Source organism: Streptomyces uncialis (assembly GCF_001905345.1).
GTDB lineage: Bacteria > Actinomycetota > Actinomycetes > Streptomycetales > Streptomycetaceae > Streptomyces > Streptomyces uncialis.
The window spans coordinates 133,184-159,089 of sequence record NZ_LFBV01000012.1 but is presented as its reverse complement, the minus strand read 5'-3'; the positions used below and the strand labels follow the sequence as shown (position 1 = coordinate 159,089).

The window sequence follows — 25,906 nt, the reverse complement described above, 5'->3', positions numbered from 1 at the left end:
GGAAATCGCGAGCAACGGGGGTTGCCATGGGTTGGGGAACACGGGTGCGGGCGGGTGTGCGTACCGGGATGAGGAAGGTGCGGGGTGCGGAGGGTGCGGTGCGCCGACGCCACGGACACGGGGACGGCCACGGGGACGGCCGACGCCACGGCCACGGGGACGGCGGGATCGTCACCTCGGAGTACGCGATGGGGCTCATCGCGGCGGTGGGGTTCGCCGGGGTGCTCTACAAGGTGGTGACCAGCGCGCAGGTGAGCGCCGCGCTGCAAGGGGTCGTCCAGAAGGCGCTCGATGTCCAGTTCTGAGGGCCGGGTTCCCAGGTCCGGGGTTGCTTCGGGTTCCGAGGCTGTTCCGACGTCCAGGTCTGTGGGGTGGCGCCCCGAGCGGGATGGCCCGAGGCGGAGGCCGTGGGGAGGCGTCGGGCAGCGCGGGGACCGGGGGTTCGTGACGGCGGAGGCGGCGGTCGCGTTGCCCGTGCTGGCGGTGTTCGCGATGGCGCTGGTGTGGGCGCTGCTCGCCGCGGCGGCACAGATCCAGTGCGTGGACGCGGCTCGGATCGGCGCGCGGGCCGCCGCCCGGGAGGACCCGGAGGCCGCTGTCGTCGCGGCGGCGCGCCGGGCGGCGCCCGCGGGCGCCAGGGTCTCGGTGCGCGGGGACGGTGATCTGGTGCGGGTGCGTGTCAGCGCCCCCGCCCCGGGGCCCGACGTGCTTCCGCTGTGGCTGTGGCACACGGCGGTGGCGCCGGCGGAGGACCCGGCCGTGACGGTTGCCGGTGAAGTGGGGGTCCTTGAGCGGGCAGGGGGCGGGGTCGGTGAGCGGTGACGGACCGGTGCTTTCCGGAGTGACGGACGGTGGTCGGACCGCGGGTGGGAAAGCCCGTTCCCGTTCCCGCTCATCCTTGTCCGGTGCGTCCGGTGCGTCCGGTGCGTCCGGTGCGTCCGGTGCGTGTCGCGGGGGTCGCCGTCACGGCAGGGATCGGGGCGCGGCGACTGTGTGGGCGGTCATGGCGGTCGCCGTCCTGGGGTTGGTCTTCGGGGTGCTGCTGGCTATGAGTCACGCGATGGTGGTCCGTCACAAGGCGGCGGGGGCAGCCGATCTGGCCGCGCTCGCCGCGGCGGAGCACTGGATGGCGGGGCAGGCGGGGGCGTGCGCGCGGGCCCGGCTGGTGGCTGGGGCGCAGGAGGGGCGGTTGGTGCGGTGCGTGCTGAACGGGGAGGTGGTGGAGGTGACGGCCGCGGTGGGCGAGGGCATGTTCGCCGCCGAGATGAGATCCCGGGCGGGCCCGGCGACGGTGCCTCTGCCGGGGGTGCGTTGAGGAGCCGTCGTGGGGGCGGAGCCGCCGTCCTGGCGCTTGACGGGGTCTCTGGGGTCCTTGGCGTCCGAGATAGTCCCCGGTGGTCGACAGGCTGTGCGACGGGCGTGGCGCCCCCCTGAGGGGCCGTCAGGGGGCATGTCCGCGGCGGTGCGGGCCTCCACCTTGCGGTATCCGGCTCCACGTCGGCCGTCGGCGCACACCGTACTCGGCCAAGGCGGCCCAGGGCCCTGCGCCGGAACCGGTCCCGCGTCCGGCCCAGTTCCGGGCTCAGGCTCTACGCCCGGTCCCGGTCCCGGTTCCGGCTGGGGCTCGGCTCACGCCTGCGGGCCAGGCCCCGGCTCAGCGCCAGGTCCCGGCTCAGGGTCAGGTCCCGGCTCGGGGTTCGGCCCGTGATCAGGTTCCGGCTCAGAGGTTCGCTCAGGGGGCGGTGCGTCGGTGAGGAGGGTGGTGAGGAGGCGGAGGGCGGCTCGTTTGTGGAGGGGCTCGTTGCCGTTGCCGCACTTGGGGGACTGGATGCAGGACGGGCAGCCGGCGTCGCACTCGCAGGCCGCGATGGCCTCGCGGGTGGCGGTGAGCCAGCCGCGGGCGGTGCGGAAGGCGCGTTCGGCGAAGCCCGCGCCGCCGGGATGGCCGTCGTAGACGAAGACCGTGGGAAGGAGGGTGTCGGGATGCAGGGGGACGGAGACGCCGCCGATGTCCCAGCGGTCGCAGGTGGCGAAGAGGGGCAGCATCCCGATGGAGGCGTGCTCCGCGGCGTGCAGCGCACCGGCGAGCTGTTCGGGTCCGATCCGGGCGGCGTCGAGCTGGTCCTCGGTGACCGTCCACCACACGGCGCGGGTGCGCAGGGTGCGGGGCGGCAGGTCGAGCTTGGTCTCGCCGAGCACCTCGCCGGTGATCAGTCGGCGGCGCAGGAACGAGACGACCTGGTTGGTGACCTCGACGGAGCCGTAGCAGAGCCGCCCGTCGCCCCAGGGGATCTCCGTGTCGGTCTCCAGGACGGAGATCGAGGTCACGTCACGGGCGACCGTGGAGTACGACGGGGCGGCCTGCTCGACCAGGGCGACGGAGTCGTCCAGGTCCAGTCGCCGGACGAGATAGGTGCGGCCCTGGTGGAGGTGGACGGCGCCCTCGTGGACGGAGGAGTGCGCGGCGGAGGCGTCGACGGTGCCGAGGAGACGGCCGGTGGCCTCCTCCACGATCTGCACCGGGGCTCCGCCGCCGCCCCGGATGTCGGTCAGGTCGGCGGCCCGTTCCCGGCGGGTCCAGTGCCAGGCGCTGGTCCGGCGGCGCAGCAGCTTCGCGGCCTCCAGCTGGGGCATCAGTTCCGCCGCGCCGGGGCCGAAGAGCGCCAGGTCGTCGTCGGTGAGCGGGGCCTCGGCGGCGGCGGCGCACAGATGCGGGGCGAGGACGTACGGGTTGTCGGGGTCGAGGACCGTCGACTCGACCGGCTGGTCGAAGAGGGCCTCAGGGTGGTGGACGAGATAGGTGTCCAGCGGGTCGTCACGGGCGATGAGCACCGCCAAGGCGCCCTCCCCGGAGCGCCCCGCGCGGCCGGCCTGCTGCCAGAGGGAGGCCCGGGTCCCGGGATAGCCGCAGATCAGAACGGCGTCCAGGCCGGAGACGTCCACCCCGAGCTCCAGGGCGGTGGTCGCGGCGAGGCCGAGGAGCTCGCCGGAGTGCAGGGCGCGCTCAAGGGCCCGGCGTTCCTCGGGGAGGTAGCCGCCCCGGTAGGCGGCCACCCGGCGGGGCAGGGAGCGGTCGACCTCGGCGAGCCGGTCCTGGGCGATGACGGAGATCAGTTCGGAGCCGCGCCGGGAGCGGACGAAGGCGACCGTGCGGACCCGGTCGACGACCAGGTCGGTGAGGAGGTCGGCGGTCTCGGCGGTGGCCGTGCGGCGGACCGGGGCGCCCTTCTCGCCGTGCAGCTCGGTGAGCGGGGGCTCCCACAGGGCGAACACCAGTTCGCCGCGGGGGGAGGCGTCGTCGGCCACCTCGCGCACCGGTACGCCGGTGAGCCGGGTCGCCGCGGCGGCCGGTTCGGCGGCGGTCGCGGAGGCCAGCAGGAACACGGGGTCGGAGCCGTACCGGGCGCACAGCCGCCGCAGCCGGCGCAGCACCTGGGCGACATGGGAGCCGAACACACCCCGGTAGGTGTGGCACTCGTCGATGACGACGTACCGCAGCGCGCGCAGGAAGGAGGACCAGCGCGGGTGCGACGGGAGGATGCCGCGGTGCAGCATGTCTGGATTGGTGAGGACGTACGTGGCGTACTGGCGTATCCACTCCCGCTCCTCGAACGGGGTGTCGCCGTCGTACACGGCCGGGCGGACCGCCTTGCCGAGCGGCGCGGTGAGGTCCCGCAAGGCGCGGTGCTGGTCGGCCGCCAGTGCCTTGGTGGGCGCCAGGTACAGCGCGGTGGCGCCCCGCCCGTTGGGTGCCTCGGAGCCGTCCATGAGCGTCGACAGGATCGGGACGAGATACGCCAGCGACTTGCCGGAGGCCGTCCCGGTGGCGACGACGACGGACTCGCCGTCGAGGGCGTGCCGCGCGGCGGTCGCCTGATGGGCCCAAGGCCGTTCGATGCCGGCTGCCCGGATCGCGTCGATCACTTCGGGCCGAATCGCCTCGGGCCAGTCGGCATGACGGCCCGCACGTGGGGGCAGGTGCTCCGTATGAGTGATGCGGGTGGCCCTGCCTTGCCGGGCCGCGAGACGGTCGAGCACGACGTCAGGAGCGTCGGCGGCGTCCGCCCGTGGTCCGGGGACACGAGGAAGATTAGTCAAATCGGCCATTGGCACCGAGTGTGTCACTGGTCTGGTGGACAATCACTGTCAGGCGTCCCTCGGGGTTCCTGCGGCTTTGGTCGTGCCCGCCGTCGCGGGGGCGCTCCATGATTGAATGCCAACGCGGCTGGCGATCCGTCCCGGGGGTTCAAGCCGAGGTGTCCCTAGGGGCGACCGCTCGATAGCAAGGTGCTGGAGGATGATCCGTGGACCTGTCCCTGTCGACCCGTACCGTCGGCGATCGTACGGTCGTCGAGGTCGGTGGCGAAATCGATGTGTATACCGCGCCCAAGCTGCGGGAGCAGCTGGTCGAGCTGGTGAACGACGGCAGTTTCCACCTGGTCGTGGACATGGAGGGGGTCGACTTCCTCGACTCCACCGGACTCGGCGTGCTGGTGGGCGGCCTGAAGAGGGTGCGGGCCCACGAGGGCTCCCTGCGCCTGGTCTGCAACCAGGAGCGCATCCTGAAGATCTTCCGGATCACCGGTCTGACCAAGGTGTTCCCGATTCACAACTCGGTCGAGGAAGCCGTCGCCGCCACCGACTGACCATCGTCCCCGGGTCCGCCCGGGGGACAGTGCGACCATCGGGGGGCCGGGCCGCAGGCTCGGCCCCCCGACACACGTCAGCCCGCCCGAGGGGGATGCATGGCAACCGTCGAACTCCGCTTCAGCGCGCTGCCCGAGCATGTTCGGACCGCCAGGCTGGTCGCGGCGGCCGTCGCCCGGCGCGCCGGGGTGGACGAGGCCGTGCTGGACGAGGTGCGGCTCGCGGTGGGCGAGGCGTGCACCCGTGCGGTCGGACTTCATCAGAGCGGCGGGATCGACGCGCCCGTCGAGGTGCGGCTGATCGAGGAGGAGAAGCAGTTCTCCATCGTCGTCGGTGACGAGGCACCCCGGGTGGGTTCCGCTTCCGACGCCTCCGGTGAGAGTGCCGAGAGCGAGGACGAGATGGGTCTCGCGGTGATCAGCGGTCTCGTGGACGATGTCGAGGTCACCGCTGGTGAGGCGGGCGGATCGATCCGGATGACCTGGCCCACGGCCGCGGCCTCCGCAGCGGGCTGACACCCGACACCGGACTCCGAACACCCGACACGTCCGTAGCCGGGCCGTCCCTCCTCCGTCCGGCCCTGCCATCCCTGGCCTCTGCCGGGTCCCGCTCGGCCCTGCGCCTGGCCATGCCCGCGCCGCCCGTACGGCGTCCCGGCGCCCCTGCCTGTGCCGGCCGAGGCCCGCGCGGGCCCGCGCGGGCCCGCGCCCCCGCCCACGGTCGTACGCGCAGCCCTGGCCGCACCGGCGCACAGCCGCACCGGACGGGTTGGACGGGGCCGGACGTACTGGATGGCCGCCCCGCCCCGCCTCGCGCACCCCGTCCGCCCCGCGCGGGCCGCCTGTGCCGTCCGAACACCACTTCGCACGAATGTGCCCCGCCGTACGAGCCCCGCTCCCACCCCGCTGGCGTAGCCGGTGTGCCGGGGCAGCCGGAGCAGCCGGGGTGAGCCGGGAGCGGCCATCCCGCTCCGCCGCCTGGCCCCGGCATCCGCACCCTCGCTCGGTCCCACAGCCCGCGCCCGGCCCCGGTGACCGCACTTCGGCTCCGCAGCCCCCGCTAGGTCCCGGAGCCCGGAGCCCGGAGCCCGCACCCGGCCCCGGTGACCGCACCGCCCCCGGGCGACCGCTCCCCGTATCCGCCGCCCCCGGATACCCGCCGGAATCCGCTCCCCGGAATCCGCCCCCGTATCCGCTCCCCGGAATCCCCTCCCGTACCGCGGCCGGTACCGCTCCCGTACTGCCGCTCCCGTACTGCCGCTCCCCGCGCTACCGCTCCGCTCCGCTCCCCGTAACCGTCTCCGGTCCGCACTCGTGTGGATGATCGGGAGCAACCCCCGACACACACTCGCGGCACTTTCCCACATGCCTCAAGGGCATTATTTTTCATGTGCGGATGCGAGAGCGAATTTCCCCCACCCTGCGGTCGCCACTCTGTTTGGATCGGGATTCTCTCCCTACAATCCGTCCACATCTTGAGCTCAGTCCAAGCGTCAAGGAGGACGAATGGCGGAGCTTTTCACCCCCCTGGGGAACAACCACTCCACCCCCCTCGCGGCGGCGGTCCTGACCGACGAGAACCGCCTCATCATCATGGTCGTCGCGGCTGTCGCCCTGGCCGCGCTGGTGGTGGCGGGAGTCCTGGTGCGCCAGGTGCTCGCCGCGGGCGAGGGCACCGACGGCATGAAAAAGATCGCGGCGGCTGTACAAGAAGGCGCGAATGCCTATCTGGCGCGGCAGTTGCGCACACTCGCGGTTTTCGCGGTGGCCGTGTTCTTCCTGCTCCTGCTGCTTCCGGCGGACGACTGGAATCAGCGGGCGGGCCGCTCGGTGTTCTTCTTGATCGGTGCGGTGTTCTCGGCGGCCACCGGCTATATCGGTATGTGGCTCGCGGTACGCAGCAATGTGCGGGTCGCGGCGGCGGCCCGGGAAGCCACGCCGAGGGAAGGCGAACCGGAAAAGGATCTCACCGCGGTATCGCACAAAGCGATGAAGATCGCTTTTCGTACCGGTGGTGTCGTCGGCATGTTCACGGTGGGGCTCGGGCTGCTCGGCGCCTCGTGTGTGGTGCTGGTGTACGCGGCCGACGCGCCGAAGGTGCTGGAGGGATTCGGACTCGGCGCCGCCCTGATCGCCATGTTCATGAGGGTCGGCGGCGGCATCTTCACCAAGGCCGCCGATGTGGGCGCCGACCTGGTCGGCAAGGTCGAGAAGGGCATCCCGGAGGACGACGCGCGCAATCCCGCGACCATCGCCGACAACGTGGGCGACAACGTCGGGGACTGCGCGGGGATGGCCGCGGACCTGTTCGAGTCGTACGCGGTGACCCTGGTCGCCGCGCTGATCCTCGGCAAGGCGGCCTTCGGTGACGCGGGGCTCGCGTTCCCGCTGATCGTGCCCGCGATCGGGGTCGTCACCGCGATGATCGGGATCTTCGCGGTGGCGCCCCGCCGCAACGACCGCAGCGGGATGTCCGCGATCAACCGGGGCTTCTTCGTCTCCGCGGTGATCTCCCTGGTCCTGGTCGGCGTGGCGGTGCTCGCGTATCTGCCGTCCTCGTACGCGGACCTGGAGGGCGTCACGGATGTGGCGATCCAGACCAGGGGCGGCGACCCGCGGGTGCTCGCCCTGGTCGCCGTGGCCATCGGTATCGTCCTCGCCGCGCTGATCCAGCAGCTCACCGGCTACTTCACCGAGACCGGCCGCCGTCCGGTCCGGGACATCGTCAAGACCTCCCTGACCGGCCCCGCCACCGTGATCCTGGCCGGGATCGCGGTCGGTCTGGAGTCGGCGGTGTACACCGCGCTGCTGATCGGGCTCGGGGTGTACGGGGCGTTCCTGCTCGGCGGCGCGTCGATCATGCTGGCCCTGTTCGCGGTCGCCCTGGCCGGTACGGGGCTGCTCACCACGGTCGGGGTCATCGTCGCCATGGACACCTTCGGTCCGGTCTCGGACAACGCGCAGGGCATCGCGGAGATGTCCGGGGACGTCGACGGCGCGGGCGCGCAGGTGCTCACGGACCTGGACGCCGTCGGCAACACCACCAAGGCGATCACCAAGGGCATCGCCATCGCCACGGCGGTCCTCGCGGCGGCGGCGCTCTTCGGCTCGTACCGGGACGCGATCACGACCGCGGCGGCGGACGTGGGGGAGAAGGTCGGGGACGGCGGTCCGCTGAACCTCGTCATGGACATCTCGCAGCCCAACAACCTCGTCGGGCTGATCGCGGGCGCGGCGGTGGTGTTCCTGTTCTCCGGGCTGGCGATCAGCGCGGTGTCGCGGTCGGCGGGCGCCGTGGTCCACGAGGTGCGCCGGCAGTTCCGCGAGCACCCCGGGATCATGGACTACACGGAGAAGCCCGAGTACGGCCGGGTGGTCGACATCTGCACCAGGGACGCGCTCAGGGAACTCGCGACCCCCGGGCTGCTCGCCGTCCTCGCGCCCGTCGCGATCGGTTTCACCCTCGGGGTGGGTCCGCTCGGGGCGTTCCTCGCGGGCGCGATCGGCACGGGCACGCTGATGGCGGTGTTCCTCGCCAACTCCGGCGGGGCGTGGGACAACGCCAAGAAGCTCGTCGAGGACGGGCACCTCGGCGGCAAGGGGAGCGAGGCGCACGAGGCGACCGTGATCGGTGACACGGTCGGTGACCCGTTCAAGGACACGGCGGGTCCCGCCATCAACCCGCTGCTGAAGGTGATGAACCTGGTGGCGCTGCTCATCGCCCCGGCGGTGGTCGGTTTCGGCTACGGCGAGAACGAGAGCCTGGCGGTGCGCGTGCTGATCGCCGGGTCGGCGTTCGCGGTGATCATCGGGTCCGTCTACATCTCCAAACGGCGGGGCATCGCCGTGGACGGGGACGACGGCGGCGAGGGCGGCGGAGGAGTGAAACGCTCGGCCGAACCAGGAGATCCGGCGGTGGTGTCCTGAACGGCGTCGCGCGGCCCGCCGCCGGGAGGTCACGCGCCGGCCGTGGCGGCGCCGCGCTCCGTCATCGCTGAGCGGCGAGCGATCCGCTGAGCGGCAAGCGGCGGGCGGACACCATGTGTTGACGTGGCGTCCGCCCGTGGCCGGGGGGCGCGCGTCCGGGAGCGGGTACGTCCGGCGGCCCGTGCCCGGCTCCGTGAGCCTTGTCTCGCCGTACGAGGATGCTCTTGGTGCAAATGGCTTCAATAGCGGGCAGAGGGGATGCCCCGCACCTGCTTGTCCCCCGATCGACGTGTAAGTTCCGGGGCCGAGAGGCCACGGAAGGGACCGATCCGGTGAACAAGAAGCTCGCTGTCGCACTGTCCGGCGGTGCGGTACTCGTACTGGCTCTGTCGGGATGCGGTGACGACGGCAACGAGAAGCTCGATTCCTGGGCCAAGACCGTCTGCGACTCCGTCGAGCCGCAGTCCAAGAAGATCGCGAGCGCCAATACCGCGATCCAGGCGCAGACCGCGGACAACAGCAAGCCGGAGGACGTCAAGTCCACCGACTCCAAGGCGTTCCAGGACATGTCCGACGCGTACAAGGCGATCGGCGCCGCCGTGCAGAAGGCCGGCGCCCCGCCGGTCGACGACGGTGAGACCAAGCAGCAGAACGCGGTGAAGGAGCTGAACGGGATCTCCGCGGCCTACGCCGGGCTCAAGAAGCAGGTCGACGCGCTCGACACCGACGACCAGGGCAAGTTCGCCAGCGGTCTCGACAACATCGCCGGTGAGCTGATCAAGCTCGGCCAGAGCGGGAACAACGCGCTGAAGACGCTGGAGGAGGGTGACGTGGGGAAGGCCATGCAGAAGCAGGAGGGCTGCAAGAACGCGGGCGCCTCCCCGGCGGCGGCCAGCGGCTGACCCCGGCCCCCGGGCTCGTCGCCCCCGGCCCCAGACCTCCGGCCCCGGTGAACCCTGACTCCGGTGCCCCGGCCCCGGCGGCCGACCGGGTCGTTCAGCCCCGGTGACCCGGCCCAGGTGACCCGGCCCAGGTGACCCGGGCCCGGTGACCCCGGACACCTGGCGACCCCGGACCTGACGACCCCGCTCCCGCCCCGCGCCCTGGCCCCGGTGACCCGGTAGCCGGCGCACCCGGCGACCTCGTGACCCGGGGACCCGGCCCGGCAAGCGGCTCGACTCCGGTGACCCCGGCCGTGGGCCGCCGCACCCCCGTCACCGCCCGGGGCCCCGCCTCGCCCGGGTGGCCCACCTGGGACGGTCCGGTTCCCGGCGCCGACGGGGTGGGCCCGGCCCGCCCGTTCCGCCTCCCGGAGCGCCCGCCGACGACGGCGGGCGCTCCCTCGGTGCTCCGGCCCGGGGCGGGGGCGGGGAGAATGAGGGCGTGACTCTCTCGCGTCTGCCTGTCCTCGATGTGTCCCGCGTGTCCCCGGTGCCGTCCGGGGCTCCGGTGTCTTCCGGGTCCTCGGGCTCCTCCGTGTCCTCGGTGTCCCCCGCGTCCTCCGCTCCCGGCGGTCCTGACGGTGCCGAAGGTTCCGGCGGGGGTTCCGGTACGGCCGGTGCGCTCAGGGAGGCGCTGCTGGCGGCCGACTTCACCGCCGACGGGCTGCTCGAACTGCTCGGGGCGTCCGCGTACGCCGCGCTGGCCCGGGGCGAGACCGTTCCCGCGCTGCGGGCCACCCGGGGGGACGGCGCCCTGGAGGCGCTCGTCCGGCTGCTGTTGCTCCAGCAGCCGGTGCCCCGCGCCCGGGTCGCGTCCGTGCTGCCGGTCGCGCGCTGTGTGACGGACGGCTGGCTGGCCGAGGTCGGCGGCGACGAGGTCGCCGCCCGGGTCGACGTACGGCCGTACGGCGGGCCCGACGGCGAGGACTGGTTCATCGTCTCGGACCTCGGATGCGCGGTCGGCGGCGCGGGCGGCGCGACCGGGGCGGACGGCGGCACGGCGGACGAGGGGGTCGTGCTGGGCGTGGGCGGCGCGTCCACGACCCTCGCGGGCATCACCGTACGGACGCCCGTCGAATCCGCGCTCGACCTCGGCAGCGGCTGCGGCATCCAGGCGCTGCACGCGGCCCGGCACGCCACCCGGGTCACCGCGACCGACCTCAACCCGCGGGCCCTGCACATCACCGCCCTCACCCTGGCGCTCTCCGGGGTCCCCGCCCCGGAGTTGCTGGAGGGTTCGCTGTTCGAGCCGGTGGGCGAGCGGCGCTTCGACCTGATCGTCTCCAACCCGCCGTTCGTGATCTCGCCGGGCGCCAGGCTCACTTACCGTGACGGCGGTCTGAGCGGCGACGACCTGTGCCGGAACCTCGTCCAGCAGGCCGGGGAACGGCTGAACCCGGGCGGCTACGCACAGTTTCTCGCCAATTGGCAGCACGTCGACGGCGAGGACTGGACGGAGCGGCTCCGCTCCTGGGTGCCGCGCGGCTGCGACGCCTGGATCGTGCAGCGCGAGGTCCAGGACATCGCCCAGTACGCGGAACTGTGGCTGCGGGACGCGGGCGACCACCGCGGTGACCCGGCCGCCTACGCCGCCCGGTACGACGCGTGGCTGGACGAGTTCGAGGCGCGCGGGACCAGGTCCGTCGGCTTCGGCTGGATCACCCTGCGCCGGACGGACGCGGCGCGGCCGTCGGTGACCGTCGAGGAGTGGCCGCACCCCGTCGAGCAGCCGCTCGGGGACACCGTCCGCGCGCACTTCGCCCGGCAGGACTATCTGCGCGGCCGGGACGACGCGGCGCTGCTGGCCGAGCGTTTCCGGCTCGCGGACGAGGTGGTGCAGGAGCAGGTCGGACTGCCCGGCGCGGAGGACCCCGAGCATGTCGTGCTGCGGCAGAACCGGGGCATGCGCCGAGCCGCCCGCGTCGACACGGTCGCCGCCGGGTTCGCCGGGGTGTGCGACGGCACGCTGAGTGCCGCCCGCATCCTCGACGCCATCGCGCAGCTGCTCGGTGAGGACCCGGTGGTGCTGCGCTCGCGGACCCCGGAGCAGATCCGTTCCCTGGTGGAGCAGGGATTCCTGGAGCCCGTCCAGGCGTGACGGGCCCGGGCGACGGCCGGGACCCGCACCCGTGCGACAGCCGGGGCGCGTAACGGGCCGGACGCGGGCCGGGCCGCGGGCACGCGCGCGTGAGGGCCGTTCCCGGTCTTCCGTGGCGGGTTTCGCACCGGCCGTTCCCGGGGTCCCGCGGCCCTCCCTCGGACCGTCGCGGGACGGGTTCACCCCGCGGAGGTCACGCCGTTCACCCTTGGTTCGCCGCACCGCCGTACGGACGTGCCAGCCTCCCACCGCTGGGGACCGGGGAAGGGGAGGCTAGGGCCATGGAAAACGCGCCGGCGATCTTCGCGGGATCGGTGTTCGCCCTGTTCGGAGGGGCATTGCTGCTGTGGACCGGGACGCGGCTGCGGCAGCGGCTGCCGGTCGCCGAGGGGGTGGCGCGGAGCACCTCGGTGGCCGTCGCGACCTCGGCGGGGGTGACGGCGCTGATGCTCGCCGTGTGGTGCTTCAGCGGAATCTGAGACGGGTCCCCGGGCGGGGCCCCGGACCGCCCCGGGGCGGGCGGTGGATCACCCGCCGCGCACCGCCGCCGGGGCCGGTCGGCACTCCGGGCGGCAGGAAAGGCGGTAGTCGGGTTACCGTTCGAGTGGCCGTTGCGGGCTTTTCCCGTTTGACACGGGGGCGGGATGTACCGTCACACTCCGCAGCGTCACGGTACGGCCCGCCGTACCGCACCAGCCATCGTGACGTAACGCAGCGTCATCGAGCGTCGACCGGAGAGAAGAGCGAAGTTGTCCCCGACCAGCGAGGCCGCACATGGCGGTCGCCGACTCGTGATCGTCGAGTCGCCTGCCAAGGCGAAGACGATCAAGGGCTATCTCGGCCCCGGCTACGTCGTCGAAGCGAGCGTCGGACACATCCGCGACCTTCCGAGCGGAGCCGCCGAGGTCCCCGAGAAGTACACCGGTGAGGTGCGCCGACTCGGGGTGGACGTCGAACACGACTTCCAGCCGATCTATGTCGTCAACGCCGACAAGAAGGCCCAGGTCAAGAAGCTCAAGGAGCTGCTCAGCGAGTCCGACGAGCTCTTCCTCGCCACCGATGAGGACCGCGAGGGCGAAGCCATCGCGTGGCACCTCCAGGAAGTGCTCAAGCCCAAGATCCCCGTCCACCGGATGGTCTTCCACGAGATCACCAAGGACGCGATCCGCGACGCCGTCGCCAACCCGCGCGAGCTGAACAAGAAGCTCGTGGACGCCCAGGAGACCCGCCGCATCCTCGACCGCCTCTACGGCTACGAGGTCTCGCCGGTCCTGTGGAAGAAGGTCATGCCGAGGCTGTCGGCGGGCCGTGTCCAGTCCGTCGCCACCCGGCTGGTGGTCGAGCGGGAACGCGAGCGCATCGCCTTCCGTTCGGCCGAGTACTGGGACCTGACGGGCACCTTCGGCACCGGCCGCGCCGGTGACGCCTCCGATCCCGCGGCGCTGGTCGCCCGGCTCACCGCCGTCGACGGACGCCGGATCGCGCAGGGCCGCGACTTCGACTCCCTCGGGCAGATCAAGGGCGCGAACACCCTCCACCTCGACGAGGGACAGGCCCGCGCGCTCGCCGCGGCCCTGGAGAACACCCGTTTCTCCGTCCGCTCCGTCGAGTCCAAGCCGTACCGCCGCTCGCCGTACGCGCCGTTCCGCACCACGACCCTCCAGCAGGAGGCGAGCCGCAAGCTCGGCTTCGGCGCGAAGGCCACGATGCAGGTCGCGCAGAAGCTGTACGAGAACGGCTTCATCACCTATATGCGTACGGACTCCACGACGCTGAGCGACACGGCGGTCCGCGCCGCCCGCGCCCAGGTCACCCAGCTGTACGGCGCCGACTACCTGCCCGACAAGCCCCGCACGTACGCCGGGAAGGTCAAGAACGCGCAGGAGGCGCACGAGGCGATCCGCCCGTCGGGTGATCGTTTCCGCACCCCCGCCGAGACCGGTCTCACCGGTGACCAGTTCCGGCTCTACGAGCTGATCTGGAAGCGGACCGTCGCCTCCCAGATGAAGGACGCGGTCGGCAACTCCGTCACCGTCAAGATCGGCGGCACCGCCGCCGACGGCCGGGACACCGAGTTCTCCGCCTCCGGCAAGACGATCACCTTCCACGGCTTCCTGAAGGCGTACGTCGAAGGCGCCGACGACCCGAACGCCGAGCTGGACGACCGCGAGCGCAGGCTTCCGCAGGTCGGCGAGGGCGACCCGCTGTCCGCCGACGCGATGTCCGTCGACGGCCACTCCACCAAGGCGCCCGCCCGCTACACCGAGGCCAGCCTCGTCAAGGAGCTGGAGGAGCGCGAGATCGGCCGCCCCTCCACGTACGCGTCGATCATCGGCACGATCCTCGACCGCGGCTATGTCTTCAAGAAGGGCACCGCGCTCGTCCCGTCCTTCCTGTCCTTCGCCGTGGTCAATCTGCTGGAGAAGCACTTCGGGCGGCTCGTCGACTACGACTTCACCGCCCGGATGGAGGACGACCTCGACCGTATCGCCAGCGGTGAGGCCCAGGCCGTGCCGTGGCTGCGCCGGTTCTACTTCGGCGAGGGCGGCCCCGGCGACGGCGCGGGCGCCGCGGCCGACGCGGGCAACGGCGACGGCGACCACCTCGGCGGACTCAAGGAACTCGTCACCGACCTGGGCGCCATCGACGCCCGCGAGGTGTCGTCGTTCCCCGTCGGGGACGGCATCGTGCTGCGCGTGGGCCGCTACGGCCCCTACATCGAGCGCGGCGAGAAGGACTCCGAGGGCCATCAGCGCGCGGACGTCCCCGAGGACCTCGCGCCCGACGAGCTGACCGTCGCCTTCGCGGAGGAACTGCTCGCCAAGCCGAGCGGGGACTTCGAGCTGGGCGCCGACCCGGTCAGCGGCCACCAGATCATCGCCAGGGACGGCCGCTACGGCCCGTACGTCACCGAGGTGCTGCCCGAGGGCACACCGAAGACCGGCAAGAACGCGGTCAAGCCGCGGACGGCCTCGCTCTTCAAGTCGATGGCCCTGGACACCGTCACCCTGGACGACGCGCTCAAGCTCATGTCACTGCCGCGCGTCGTGGGCAAGGACGCCGAGGGCGTCGAGATCACCGCGCAGAACGGCCGCTACGGCCCGTATCTGAAGAAGGGCACCGACTCGCGGTCGCTGACCAGCGAGGACCAGCTCTTCACCATCACCCTGGACGAGTCCCTCGCCATCTACGCGCAGCCCAAGCAGCGCGGGCGGGCCGCGGCCAAGCCGCCGCTGAAGGAACTCGGCGAGGACCCGGTCAGCGGCAAGCCCGTCGTGGTGAAGGACGGCCGCTTCGGCCCGTACGTCACCGACGGCGAGACCAACGCGACGCTGCGCTCCGGCGACAGCGTCGAGGAGATCACGCCCGAGCGGGGCTACGAGCTGCTCGCCGAGAAGCGGGCCAAGAGCCCCGCCAAGAAGACGGCGAAGAAGGCACCCGCCAAGAAGGCACCCGCCAAGAAGGCGCCGGCCAAGAAGACGGCCACGGCCGCGAAGAAGACGACCACGGCGAAGAAGGCCACGGCCAAGAAGGCGCCCGCGAAGAAGGCGTCCGCGACGAAGACCGCGGGCCCGGACGCCTGACGGTCCCGCCGTAGTCACGCCCCGGACGCGGGGCGTGCGGGGCCGCGGTGACGGCCTCAGGCGTGCGGCGTACGGGGTCGGAGTGGGTGAAGGCCGCAGGTCCGGGGGTGCCCGGATCCGGGGTGACGCCCGCAGGTCCGGGCCCTGACCGCCCGACGTTCGACATGTGCACCCCGTACGGGGCCGGGACCTCGCTCCCGGCCCCGTACGGCGTTCCCGGGCCGACTCCGGTTTCGCGGGCCCGGCCGCGCGGTGGTGCTGCGGCGGGGCGGCGGGCAGGGCGCCACCGGTGGGCCAGGGGCCCGGGGCCGGTGCCGGACACCGGGCGCGGGGCCGGGCGGGACAGGGCACGGGCCCGGTGGCGGGACGCGGGGCACGGGACGCGGGGTTGGTGTCGGCGCGGCCGGATAGGCTGTCAGGATGACGCGAGCCGAGCAGCCAACGGCCGGACAACCGGCCTCCGACACCGCCCTGGTCGCCGATTCCCGCGAGCGCGCCCTGCGCGCCCTGCTGCACAACGCCCCCCTCAAACGCCTCTGGGGAGCGCAGCTCATCGGCGGCATCGGCGACGCCCTCGCCCTGCTCGTCCTGGTGCTGCTGACCCTGGAGACGGCGGTCGGCCGGGGTTCCCTCGGCGGCGGCTACCAGGGCGCCGCCCTCGCCGTCGCGGCCGTCCTCGGCACCCGGATCCTCGCGACCCTGCTGTGCGGCGCCGTCCTGCTCGGCCCGCTCACCTCGCTCACCTCGCCCGGCGGTCTGCTGGACCGCCGCTGGACGATGGTCGCCACCGACGGGCTGCGGGCCGCGCTGCTGATCGTGGCCCCGCTGTGGATCCTGTGGACACCGGGCAGCGCCCTCGTGCTGCTCCTGGTCACCACGTTCGTCATCGGGGTCGCCGAACGCTTCTGGACGATCTGCCGGGAGAGCGCGGCCCCCGCGCTGCTGCCCCCGCCGCCGCCGGAGGGCGCGGCCGTCCGCCCGCTGCCCGACCACCTGGACGCCCTGCGCCGGCTGTCCCTGCGCACCGGCTTCGTCGCCTTCCCGCTCGCCGCCCTCACGCTCGTCGTGACCACCCTCGTCGGGAATCTGCTGGGCGCGGGCATCGACTGGTTCGGCGCCCACCAGGCGGCCCTCGCGTCGTACGCCGCGGCGGGACTGTTCGCCGCGTCGCTGTCCGTCGTCTGGTTCGTCGAACTGCCCGCCACCCCCACGCCCCGCGCGCGCTCCCCGCTCGAAGGGCTGCGCCGCCCCCGCACCGGCACCACGCCCGACCGGGGCCGGACGGGCGCGGTCACCCCGCTGGTCCTCGCCTGCGGCGCCGTCGCCGCCGCGATCGCCGCCGCCGTGGGTGTCGCCGTCCTGCACGCCGGCGACCTCGGCGGCGGGCCGGTGCTGTACGGCCTGCTGGTCCTCGCGCTCACCGGCGGCACCGTCCTCGGTATCCGTACCGGTCCCGCCGTCCTGCCGTCGCTCTCGCGGCGGCGGCTGCTCGCGCTCTCCGTCGCGGCCACCGGCGCCGCGCTGCTCGCGGCGGGCCTCGTCCCGGACGTCACCTCCGTCCTGCTGATCACGGCCCTCGCCGGGACGGCCGCCGGGATCGCCGCCAACACCGGGCACACCCTGCTCGACCAGGAGACCGAGGAGTACCGCAGGGCCCGCACCACCGAGCATCTGCACGCGGTCGTCCGGGTCTTCGTCGCGCTCGGCGCCCTGGTGGCCCCCCTGCTCGCCGCGCTGATCGGCCCGCACCGCCTGGAGAACGGCAAGTTCGTCTTCGACCACGGCGGCGCCGCGTTCACCCTCATGCTGGTCGGCGCCCTGCTGCTGCCCGTCGCGGCCCTCGTCCTCGCCCGGACCGACGACCGCTCCGGCGTCCCGCTGCGCAAGGACCTGCGGGACGCGCTGCGCGGCGGCGACCCGGCCCAGGCCCAGGCCGCCACCGGCTTCTTCATCGCCCTGGAGGGCGGCGACGGCGCCGGGAAGTCCACCCAGGCCGAAGCGCTCGCCGAGTGGATCCGCGGCAAGGGCCACGAGGTCGTCGTCACCCGTGAGCCCGGCGCCACCCCGGTCGGCAAGCGGCTGCGCTCGATCCTCCTGGACGTCTCCGACGCCGGACTGTCCAACCGCGCCGAGGCTCTGCTCTACGCGGCCGACCGCGCCGAACACGTCGACACCGTGGTGCGCCCCGCGCTCGAACGGGGCGCCGTGGTCGTCTCCGACCGCTACATCGACTCCTCCGTCGCCTACCAGGGCGCCGGACGCGATCTGTCCCCGACCGAGATCGCCCGGATCTCCCGCTGGGCCACCGACGGGCTCGTCCCGCATCTGACGATCCTGCTGGACGTCGACCCCGAGGCCGCCCGCGAGCGCTTCACGGAGGCCCCGGACCGGCTGGAGTCCGAGCCGATCGAGTTCCACGCGCGCGTGCGGGCCGGTTTCCTCACCCTCGCCGCCGCCGCGCCCGGCCGCTACCTCGTGGTGGACGCGAGCCAGGAGGCGGAGGCCGTCACCACGGTCGTCCGCAACCAGCTCGACGTACTGTTGCCGCTTTCCGAGGCCGAGATCAAGGCCCAGGAAGAGGCCCGCAAGGCCGCCGAGGAGGAGGCCCGCCGCAAGGCGGAGGAGGAGGCCGCGCGCAAGGCCGAGGAGGAGCGGCTGGAGCGCGAGCGCCAGGAGCAGCTCGCCAAGCTGCGCGCCGAGGAGGAGGAGCGCAAGCAGCGCGAGCTGGAGGAGGCCCAGCGCCGCGAGGCCGAGCGGCAGGCCGAGGAGGCCCGCCGCCGCGCGGAGGAGGCCCGCCGCAAGGCCGAGGAGGAGCGCGCCAGGCTCCAGGCCGAGGAGGAGGCGCGCGCCGCCGAGCAGGAGCGGCTGCGCAAGCAGGCCGAGGAGGAGGCCCGGCTGCGCGCCGAGGCCGAGGCCCGGCGGCTGGAGAAGCAGCGCAAGGCGGAGGAAGCCCTGCTCAGGGCGGAGGAGGCCCGCCGCGCCGCCGAGGCGGCGGAAGCCGAACGGCGCGCGGAGGAGGCCCGCCGCGCGGAGCGCGAACGCCTCGCCGAGGACGCCCGCCGCGCCGAGGAGGAGCGGCAGGCGGCCGAGGCCCGGCGCGCGGAGGAGGCGCGGGAGGCGGCCCGGCAGGCGGAGCGGGACCGGCGCGCCGAGGAGGCGCGCGGGCTGGCGGAGGCCCGGCAGGCGGAGCAGATGCGTGAGGCGGAGGCCGCCCGGCGCGCGGAGGCGGCCCGTCGGGCCGCGGAGGCACGGGACCGGGCCGCGTCCACGCAGCCCCCTCGGCCGGGCGGCGACCGTTCCACGGATGACCGGTCTGCGGACGGCCGTTCCGCGGATGGCCGTCCTACGGATGGCCGTTCCGCGGACGGTACGGAAGGCCGGTTCGCCGAGGGCGGGATCGCCGGGGGCGGGGCCGGCGGGGGTCGGTCCACGGATGGCCGGGGCGCAAGTGATCCGCGCACGGGTGATCGGCGCACGGGTGCCGGGGCCGACGACGACACGACGACGCTTCCCCGGGTGCCGTCCGGCCCGGCGGACCGAGGCGGTCCCCGCAAGGGCCCCGCGTCCGGCTTGCCGTCCGATGACACGGCGGTGCTGCCCCGGGTGCCCTCCGGTCCGGCGGACGAGACGGCCGTGCTGCCGCCCGTACGGCCGGACGGTTCCGACGACGACACAGCGGTGCTCCCGCAGATGCCCGACGACCGCGCGGCCGACGACACGGCCGTGCTGCCGCCGGTGCGGCCCCGGGGCACCGGCGCCCCGACGGACCGCGTGCCGCCCGGCTACTTCCGCGACGAGCGCCCGGCCGGACCCATGTCGGCCGGTGCCCCGCGCACCCGGGTGACCGGTCCCAACGACCGTACGCACGAGCTCCCGCAGCTGGACGAACAGGGCGTGCCCAAGCGGCGGCCCCGTTCCGACTGGGCGGAGGAGACCCCGCTCGACGACCTGCCGACCCTGGCCGACGAACTGCTCGGCGCGCGCGGAGAGGGCGACGACAGCGACGAGGGCGACGGCGGCAGGCGTGACGGGGACGCGTACGGGCGGGACGCGCACGGACGCGATCCTCACGGACGTGACGCGTACGGGCGGGGCGGTCGTGGTGACGGTGGGCGCGGGCCGGGCGGTTCGCGCCGCTGACGCCGCGCGGACCGGCCGGGTTAGCGCCGCTGAAGCCGCTGCTGGCGCTGACGGGGGATTGTGGGGCCGTGGCCGGGGCAGGGCGGCCGGTCGGACTCACGTGGCGGCCGGGGCCCGGTCGCCGTCGGTCCGGACGGTGATGTCAGTGGGGTCGTCCACAATGGACCGGGTGGGGGCACAGCCACGACGGGCGACGACGTGGACGGACAGCGGACGTAAGGGCGGCAACCCATGACGGTATGGGACGACTTGGTGGGCCAGGAGCAGGTGAGCGCGCAGCTCGGCGCCGCCGCCCGGGACGCCGACGCGCTGGTGACGGCCGTCGCCGACCGTTCCGCGGGGTCCGGCGCGCCGCCCCCGCCCGCCCCCGAGGCGTCCCGGATGACGCACGCGTGGCTGTTCACCGGCCCGCCCGGGTCCGGCGGTCCGACCGCCGCGCGCGCGTTCGCCGCCGCGCTCCAGTGCGTTAGCCCGGACCGCGCGCTCGGCGGTGTACCCGGCTGCGGTTTCTGCGACGGCTGCCACACCAGTCTGATCGGTACCCACGCGGATGTGCAGATCGTCCGTACGGACCTGCTGTCCATCGGTGTGAAGGACACCCGTGAGCTGGTCCGCCGCGCCCAGTTGTCCCCGGCCGTGGGCCGGTGGCAGGTCATCGTCCTGGAGGACGCCGACCGGCTCACGGAAGGCGCGGGCAACGTCCTGCTGAAGGCCGTCGAGGAGCCCGCGCCGCGCACGGTCTGGCTGCTCTGCGCGCCCTCGGTGGACGATGTCCTGCCGACGATCCGTTCGCGCTGCCGTCATCTCACCCTGCGCACCCCGCCGGTGGAGGCCGTCGCGGACGTCCTGATCCGCCGGGACGGCATCGAGCCGGAGGCCGCCATGGCCGCCGCCCGCGCCACCCAGGGCCACATCGGCCGGGCCCGCAAGCTGGCCACGGACCCGAGGGCCCGCGCGCGGCGCGCCGCCGTGGTGCGGATGCCGCTGCGGGTTTCCGACGTCGGGGGCTGTCTGAAGGCGGCCCAGGAGCTGATCGACGCGGCCACCGAGGACGCCAAGGAGGTCTCCGAGGAGCTTGACGTCAAGGAGACCGAGGAGCTGAAGGCGGCACTCGGCGCGGCCCAGGGCGGGCGGATGCCACGCGGCACGGCGGGTGTGATGAAGGACCTGGAGGACAGACAGAAGCGCCGCAGGACCCGTACCCAGCGCGACAGCCTGGATCTGGCGCTCACCGAGCTGACCGGCTTCTACCGCGATGTCCTCGCGCTCCAGCTCGGCTCGCGGCTGGCCATCGCGAACGCCGACGCGGGTGACGCGCTGGACCGGCTCGCCCGCGAGAGCACCCCGGAGGCCACGCTGCGGCGGATCGACGCGATCTCGGCGTGCCGGGCGGCACTGGACAGCAATGTCGCCCCGCTGCTGGCGGTCGAGGCGATGACGATGGCGCTCCGCACGGGGTGACGGCGGTATTCGGGGCGGGGTGACGCGCACGCTCCGGCGCGGGCCGGGCGGGGTGGACGTGGGGCGGGTCGGGCCGGGCCGGGGTCGAAGCGCGCGGTCGCGTTCCGGCGCGCGGCCTGGCGGGGGATGACGCGCGCGTTCGCGGGACCGTCCCGTCCGCTCCCAGCCATCCGTTCCCAGCCATCCGCTCCCGGTTGTCCTCCGGGGTCGGACGGCGCCAGCGGAACGGGAACGGAATTCACTCGTACGGACCGACCGTGCGGCGACGCCAGGTGATCGTACGGTCGCGCATCGTAGTCTCGTCGGATGCGCACGAGCAGCCGCCCACCCCGTCCCGCCCGTGACCCGCGTCCCCAGGGCCGTACCGCCCCCACCGGCCCCGGTCCTGGTCCTGATCCCGGTGGCCGAACGCCGGACGGACCCGCGCTCGGGGAACGCGGCCCCCGGGACCGTCCCACCCGTGACCACCGCACCCGGGGGCTGCGGGCGTTCGGCGTCCTGCTGACGGCGACCGCGCTGCTGGTCACCGGCTGCTCGGCGGGCGGGTCCGCGCCGGGCGGGTCGATGGTGGCGCCGCACGCGGGCAGCACTCCGGAGGAACTGACGCGGTACTACGGGCAGAAGCTCACCTGGCGCGACTGCGAGCCCACCGGCTTCCAGTGCGCGAAGCTGCGTGCTCCGCTGGACTACCGGCGTCCCGGGTCGGGCGAGATCGAGCTCGCGGTGGCACGCAAGGAGGCCACCGGTCCCGGTGAGCGGATCGGATCGCTGCTGGTGAACCCGGGCGGCCCCGGCGGCTCGGCGGTCGGCTACCTCCGTTCGTACGCGGGTGTCGGGTACCCCGACGACGTCCGGGCGCGCTACGACATGGTGGCCGTCGACCCGCGCGGGGTGGCCGGGAGCGAGCCGGTGCGCTGCCTCGACGGCAAGGAGATGGACGCGTACACGCAGACGGATGTCACCCCCGACGACCGTGGCGAACAGGACCGGCTCGTCGGCGCGTTCCGCACGTTCGCGAAGGGCTGCGAGAGCCGTTCGACGCGGGTGCTGCCCCATGTGTCGACGGAGGAGACCGCGCGGGACATGGACATCCTGCGCGCCGCGCTCGGTGACCGGAAGCTGACGTATGTGGGCGCGTCGTACGGGACGTTCCTGGGCGCGACGTACGCGGGGCTCTTCCCGGACCGGGTCGGCCGGCTGGTGCTGGACGGCGCGATGGACCCGTCACTGCCCGCCCGCCGGATGAACGAGGACCAGACGGCGGGCTTCGAGACGGCGTTCACGGCCTTCGCGAAGGACTGTGTGCGGCGTACGACTTGCCCGCTGGGCCGGGAGGCGGCGACGGCCGGGGCGAAACTGAAGGCGTTCCTGCGCGCGCTGGACCGGGAACCCGTCCGGACCGGCAAGCCGGGCCGCCGCCTCGGCGAATCGCTCGCCATGACCGGGGTGATCGCCGCGATGTACGACGAGGGCGCGTGGCCCCGGCTGCGCTCCGCGCTGACGGCCGGGATCGACAAGCGCGACGGTACGGGGCTGCTGGCCCTGTCGGACGGCTACTACGAACGGGGGTCGGACGGCGAGTACGGGAACCTGATGTTCGCCAACGCCGCCGTGAACTGCCTCGACCTGCCTCCGGCGTTCACGACGCCCGCCGAGGCCGCCGAAGCGGTGCCCGCCTTCGAGAAGGCGTCACCCGTGTTCGGTGAGGGGCTGGCCTGGTCGGCGCTGAACTGCGCGTACTGGCCGTTCGGCGCGACGGGTGGGCCGCAGCGCATCGAGGCCAAGGGCGCCGACCCGATCCTCGTCGTCGGCACCACCCGCGACCCGGCGACCCCGTACCGCTGGGCCGAGGCCCTCGCCGCCCAGCTCGACTCCGGCACCCTCCTCACCTACGAGGGCGACGGCCACACCGCGTACGGCCGGGGGTCCACCTGCGTCGACTCCACGATCGACCGATACCTCCTCACCGGCACCCCTCCCGCCGACGGAAAGCGCTGCTCATAGCCCCCGGACCACCCCTGCCCGGGGGTGGTCCGGCCCCCTCAGGAATCTGTGTAGAATTGGCGCGTCGCGCACCCCGGCACCGGTGGTGCAGACGCCAGCCGCCTTAGCTCAGATGGCCAGAGCAACGCACTCGTAATGCGTAGGTCTCGGGTTCGAATCCCGAAGGCGGCTCTGCAGGACCCCAGGACTCACTCGCCGTGACCTGGGGTTTTTCGCTTTTTCGGGGCATGGCGCGTCACACGGCCGGGGTGCCGCGAGATGGCTTGCGTGAGCGATGCGTGAGCGGAGCGGTCCGTGCCCTACTTCTCGCCCTTCTTCCGCTTGCCCTTCTTCTTGGTCCTGGCCTCGGCTTTCGCCTTGGACGCCGCCTTCTTGGCAGCCTTGCGGGCCTCCGTCGCCTCGGCCTTCCGCTGTAGCGGGACCAGCTTGGCGGTGGCTTCGGCGGCGTTCTTGCCGACGTGGGGAAGGACGCTCTGGTAGATGTCGCGCGTGATCCGGGTGTCGCTGTGGCCGAGGGTGTCGGAGACGATCTTGACGTCGATGCCAGCCGCGAGCATGAGGGTGGCCGCGCCGTGGCGGAGGTCGTGCAGCCGGATCGGCGGGAGGCCGGAGGCGGCGACGAGGCGTTCGAAGAGGTCGGTGACCTTGCTGGGGTGAAGCCAGGTGCCGTCTTCCTGGGTGAAGACCATGCCGGTCTCGACCCAGGCCGTTCCCCACTCCTCGCGGTCCGCGTCTTGGCGCTCGCGATGTTCCTTGAGCACGTTGACCGTGTCGTCGTCGAGCGCGATGACACGGAAGCCGCTGTCCGTTTTGGGTTCGGAGGTCTCGACAGCCCAGCCGTCCTGGACGAGCTGCGAAGACACGGTGAGGGAGTGGGTGTCGAGGTTGGTTTCCGACCAGGGCTGGCCGCACGCCTCGCCACGACGCAGACCGCGGAACGCGATGAGGTGCCACATGGCGTACAGCCGGTCCTCGGCGACGAAGTCGAGGAACGCGCCAGTCTGTGCCGGTGTCCAGACCATGACGGGTGAGGGCTTCTCGCCCGTCTGCTCCCACTTGGCGACGCGCTCATTCGTCCACACGAGGGCCTTGGGCTTGCGGACGGGGTCGAGTTCGACGTGGGCGGCGGGGTTGAAGGTGATGATCTGCTGGCCGATCGCGTCGTTGAGGGCGGCGCGGAGAGTGGCTTTGACGTGCTGGCGGGTCGCGGGGCCGGTGACGCGGCGGAAGGGCGGCATCGCGTCGATCGCGACCTTCAGCGCCTTGCGACGGGCCCGGTGCTCCGCGCCCTTCCACGGGATGGCCGCGAGTTCGTCGACAGCGGCTCGGCGTTGGACGTTCTGTTCGAGGATCTCGGCGTTGGCGTCGGTGATGGCGGTGAACATGTCGTTGAGGTGGCTCACGCGCAGCCGGTCGAGGCGCCGGTGGCCGATATGCGGTTTGAGGTGGACTCGGATATCGGTCTCGTAGCGGCTGATCCCGGACTTCCGGATGCGTTTGCCCGCCAGCCACCGGTCCAGCCATTCGGCCACGGTGAGACTGCCGACGAGGTCCTGGCCCGCGTTGAGACGCCGACGGGTCTCCTCCACATCGGGAAGCGGCGCCTTCTCGTCGCCGATCTCCTCCAGCATGGCCGCGATCAGCGCCAGGCCCTCCGGGTCGTCGGTGTCGGCGAGGCCGAGGAGGGCGCGGACGTGGTCGAGGTCGGCCTGGGCGGCTTTGAGGGTGTCGTAGCCGGCGCGGCTGAAGGAGCGGCGGGTGCCGTCTTCGCGGGGCGGGAGTTCCTGGCGTATGGAGTACGAGCCGTGCTTGCGGCTGGACAGTTGGGGGCACTTCTTGCCGAGCGGTTTGCCGGTGTGGACATCGCGGCAGTAGCAGCGGCGGTGCGTGGAGCCCTTCAAGCGGATTCCTCCGTGGGGTCGGTGTCGGTTTCGGGGTTGGTTCCAGGTGGGTCGACGTCGTGGAGTGCGGGTGGGAGATCAGGCGGGGTGGCGCCGTCCTCGCGGATCTCACGGCGGAGGACGCGGAGCTGGTACTTGGCGGCGATGGCCCGGTCGGCGTACTCGGCCTGCTGGCGTTCGGCGTTCTCCCGCTGGGCGCGGGAGGCGGCGGTCCTGGTGTCGAACCGGGCCTGCTTCTCTTCGTCGAGTGCGGCGAGGGCGGTTCGGACAAGAAGGGTGTGGTGCTCGAACTCAGACACCATTCCCGGGTCGTTCTCGAAGACGTCTTCCTCGCCGGTGAAGCGGCGCAGGGCGTCCCAGGTGGGGACGAGTTCCTGGAAGGGAAGTTCCTGAGTCTTCTCGATGTAGCCGACGGGGAAGATCAGGTGGACCGGGTAGGTCTCCAGGGCGGCGGCCAGGACCATGACGTCCACCAGGGGCAGGCTGGCGCGGCGGCCGGATTCCATGTTGGCGATCACGTTGCGCGGGATCGGGTGCCCCAGCTCCTCGCAGCGGTCCGCCAGATCCTGCGCGCTCCATCCCCTCCCCTTCCTTCTGCGCCGGACCTCGCCGGCCACGTTGGCCTTGATCCGGTCCACCCACTCCGGAAAGTCGTCTTCTTCATCATCGAAATCGCGTTGTGTCATGCAGACACATTAGCTTGAGGATTATCGATGAAGTGGCCCGGAGCCGGACGTGATGGACGCGTTCGCCGACGGCTGCATCGAAGAGGGGGTGCCGCATGCGCGGAGACGTCACGAGCGGGCAGCCGAAGGGGATGAGCCGGGAGGAGCTCCTTGCCCTCCCGGTTGCCGTTGACCTGGACACCAGCAACCGGGCACTCGGGTTGGGGCGGAGCAAGGGGTACGAGCTGGCGAAGCGGGGCGCCTATCCGTGCAAAGTGCTGCGGCTCGGCAACGCCTACCGGGTCGTGACGGCAGACCTGTTGAGCCTGCTCGGGCTGGCGGCTTGAGGGGCAGGGAGCGTAGCAGGCGGTTCTGCGCTGAGCTGACACAGAATCGCTGGACTGTGCAGGGGTGTGGACGTACTGTCCGTGTTCCCACGGGGAACGCCCGGCCTGTTCCGACTCGGAACACCGGCCGCGTTCACTCAGTGAACGGAGCGGGCCTCCGGCGGTGCAACGCCGGAGGCCCCGGCAACCCCC

17 protein-coding genes and 1 tRNA gene are annotated in these 25,906 nt (G+C 73.0%); 15 read left to right on the top strand and 3 right to left on the bottom strand.

Translation table 11 applies throughout. The annotated features are described in order from the left end of the window. The first annotated feature begins 98 nt into the window (after positions 1-98). From AB852_RS35855 to AB852_RS35845, 3 genes are all read left to right on the top strand, one after another. A complete protein-coding gene (locus AB852_RS35855) occupies positions 99-305 on the top strand; it encodes a DUF4244 domain-containing protein (RefSeq protein WP_073795616.1) in 207 nt (68 codons plus the stop codon). A 139-nt stretch (positions 306-444) separates the two neighbouring features. Further along, complete coding sequence (locus AB852_RS35850; RefSeq protein WP_245877051.1) at positions 445-822, top strand: TadE family type IV pilus minor pilin; 378 nt, start codon at positions 445-447, stop codon at positions 820-822. Between the two features lie 76 nt (positions 823-898). Beyond that, positions 899-1,315, top strand: a complete 417-nt coding sequence (locus AB852_RS35845) for an Rv3654c family TadE-like protein (protein ID WP_073795394.1) — start codon at positions 899-901, stop codon at positions 1,313-1,315. A 314-nt stretch (positions 1,316-1,629) separates the two neighbouring features. Here AB852_RS35845 and AB852_RS35840 read toward each other — a convergent pair whose 3' ends face one another. Further along, the gene (locus tag AB852_RS35840; protein WP_079185175.1) at positions 1,630-4,107 is read right to left on the bottom strand and encodes a DEAD/DEAH box helicase; all 2,478 of its coding nucleotides are present in this window, start codon (positions 4,105-4,107) and stop codon (positions 1,630-1,632) included. Between the two features lie 197 nt (positions 4,108-4,304). On the opposite strand from AB852_RS35840, the gene bldG reads away from it, so the two are divergent. The 11 genes from bldG (at position 4,305) to AB852_RS35785 (ending at position 22,972) form a co-directional block, all read left to right on the top strand. Further along, entirely contained in the window at positions 4,305-4,646 is a 342-nt protein-coding gene (gene bldG, locus AB852_RS35835) for an anti-sigma factor antagonist BldG (protein ID WP_073795391.1), read from the top strand. Between the two features lie 99 nt (positions 4,647-4,745). Further along, positions 4,746-5,162 (top strand): ATP-binding protein, encoded by a 417-nt coding sequence (locus AB852_RS35830; protein ID WP_073795388.1) that lies wholly within the window; start codon positions 4,746-4,748, stop codon positions 5,160-5,162. A gap of 990 nt (positions 5,163-6,152) precedes the next feature. Beyond that, positions 6,153-8,573, top strand: coding sequence for a sodium-translocating pyrophosphatase (locus tag AB852_RS35825; protein WP_073795387.1), 2,421 nt, complete (start codon positions 6,153-6,155; stop codon positions 8,571-8,573). Between the two features lie 332 nt (positions 8,574-8,905). Beyond that, complete coding sequence (locus AB852_RS35820) at positions 8,906-9,475, top strand: small secreted protein (RefSeq protein ID WP_073795386.1); 570 nt, start codon at positions 8,906-8,908, stop codon at positions 9,473-9,475. Between the two features lie 574 nt (positions 9,476-10,049). Beyond that, positions 10,050-11,612: a DUF7059 domain-containing protein gene (locus tag AB852_RS35815; RefSeq protein WP_405674934.1), complete on the top strand. Its 1,563-nt coding sequence runs from the start codon at positions 10,050-10,052 to the stop codon at positions 11,610-11,612. A gap of 281 nt (positions 11,613-11,893) precedes the next feature. Beyond that, positions 11,894-12,091 (top strand): hypothetical protein, encoded by a 198-nt coding sequence (locus AB852_RS35810; protein ID WP_073795385.1) that lies wholly within the window; start codon positions 11,894-11,896, stop codon positions 12,089-12,091. 270 nt (positions 12,092-12,361) lie between these two features. Next, positions 12,362-15,196: a type I DNA topoisomerase gene (gene topA / locus AB852_RS35805; RefSeq protein WP_073795384.1), complete on the top strand. Its 2,835-nt coding sequence runs from the start codon at positions 12,362-12,364 to the stop codon at positions 15,194-15,196. 420 nt (positions 15,197-15,616) lie between these two features. Beyond that, complete coding sequence (gene tmk, locus AB852_RS35800) at positions 15,617-19,336, top strand: dTMP kinase (protein WP_079185174.1); 3,720 nt, start codon at positions 15,617-15,619, stop codon at positions 19,334-19,336. A 231-nt stretch (positions 19,337-19,567) separates the two neighbouring features. Then, complete coding sequence (locus AB852_RS35795; RefSeq protein WP_073795383.1) at positions 19,568-20,797, top strand: DNA polymerase III subunit delta'; 1,230 nt, start codon at positions 19,568-19,570, stop codon at positions 20,795-20,797. Between the two features lie 306 nt (positions 20,798-21,103). After that, positions 21,104-22,801 carry an alpha/beta hydrolase gene (locus AB852_RS35790; protein WP_079185173.1) on the top strand — a complete coding sequence of 566 codons (1,698 nt, stop codon included), beginning with the start codon at positions 21,104-21,106 and terminating at the stop codon, positions 22,799-22,801. 97 nt (positions 22,802-22,898) lie between these two features. Beyond that, a tRNA-Thr gene (locus AB852_RS35785) sits at positions 22,899-22,972 on the top strand. 128 nt (positions 22,973-23,100) lie between these two features. Here the strand turns inward: AB852_RS35785 and AB852_RS35780 are convergent. Both AB852_RS35780 and AB852_RS35775 read right to left on the bottom strand, forming a co-directional pair. After that, positions 23,101-24,702, bottom strand: coding sequence for a tyrosine-type recombinase/integrase (locus tag AB852_RS35780; protein WP_073795382.1), 1,602 nt, complete (start codon positions 24,700-24,702; stop codon positions 23,101-23,103). After that, the gene (locus AB852_RS35775) at positions 24,699-25,388 is read right to left on the bottom strand and encodes a helix-turn-helix domain-containing protein (RefSeq protein ID WP_073795381.1); all 690 of its coding nucleotides are present in this window, start codon (positions 25,386-25,388) and stop codon (positions 24,699-24,701) included. Before AB852_RS35775 ends, AB852_RS35780 begins: the two co-directional genes overlap by 4 nt. Before the next feature lie 95 nt (positions 25,389-25,483). Between AB852_RS35775 and AB852_RS35770 the strand changes: the two genes are divergently transcribed. Then, a complete protein-coding gene (locus tag AB852_RS35770) occupies positions 25,484-25,714 on the top strand; it encodes a hypothetical protein (RefSeq protein ID WP_073795380.1) in 231 nt (76 codons plus the stop codon). The last annotated feature ends 192 nt before the right edge of the window (positions 25,715-25,906 follow it).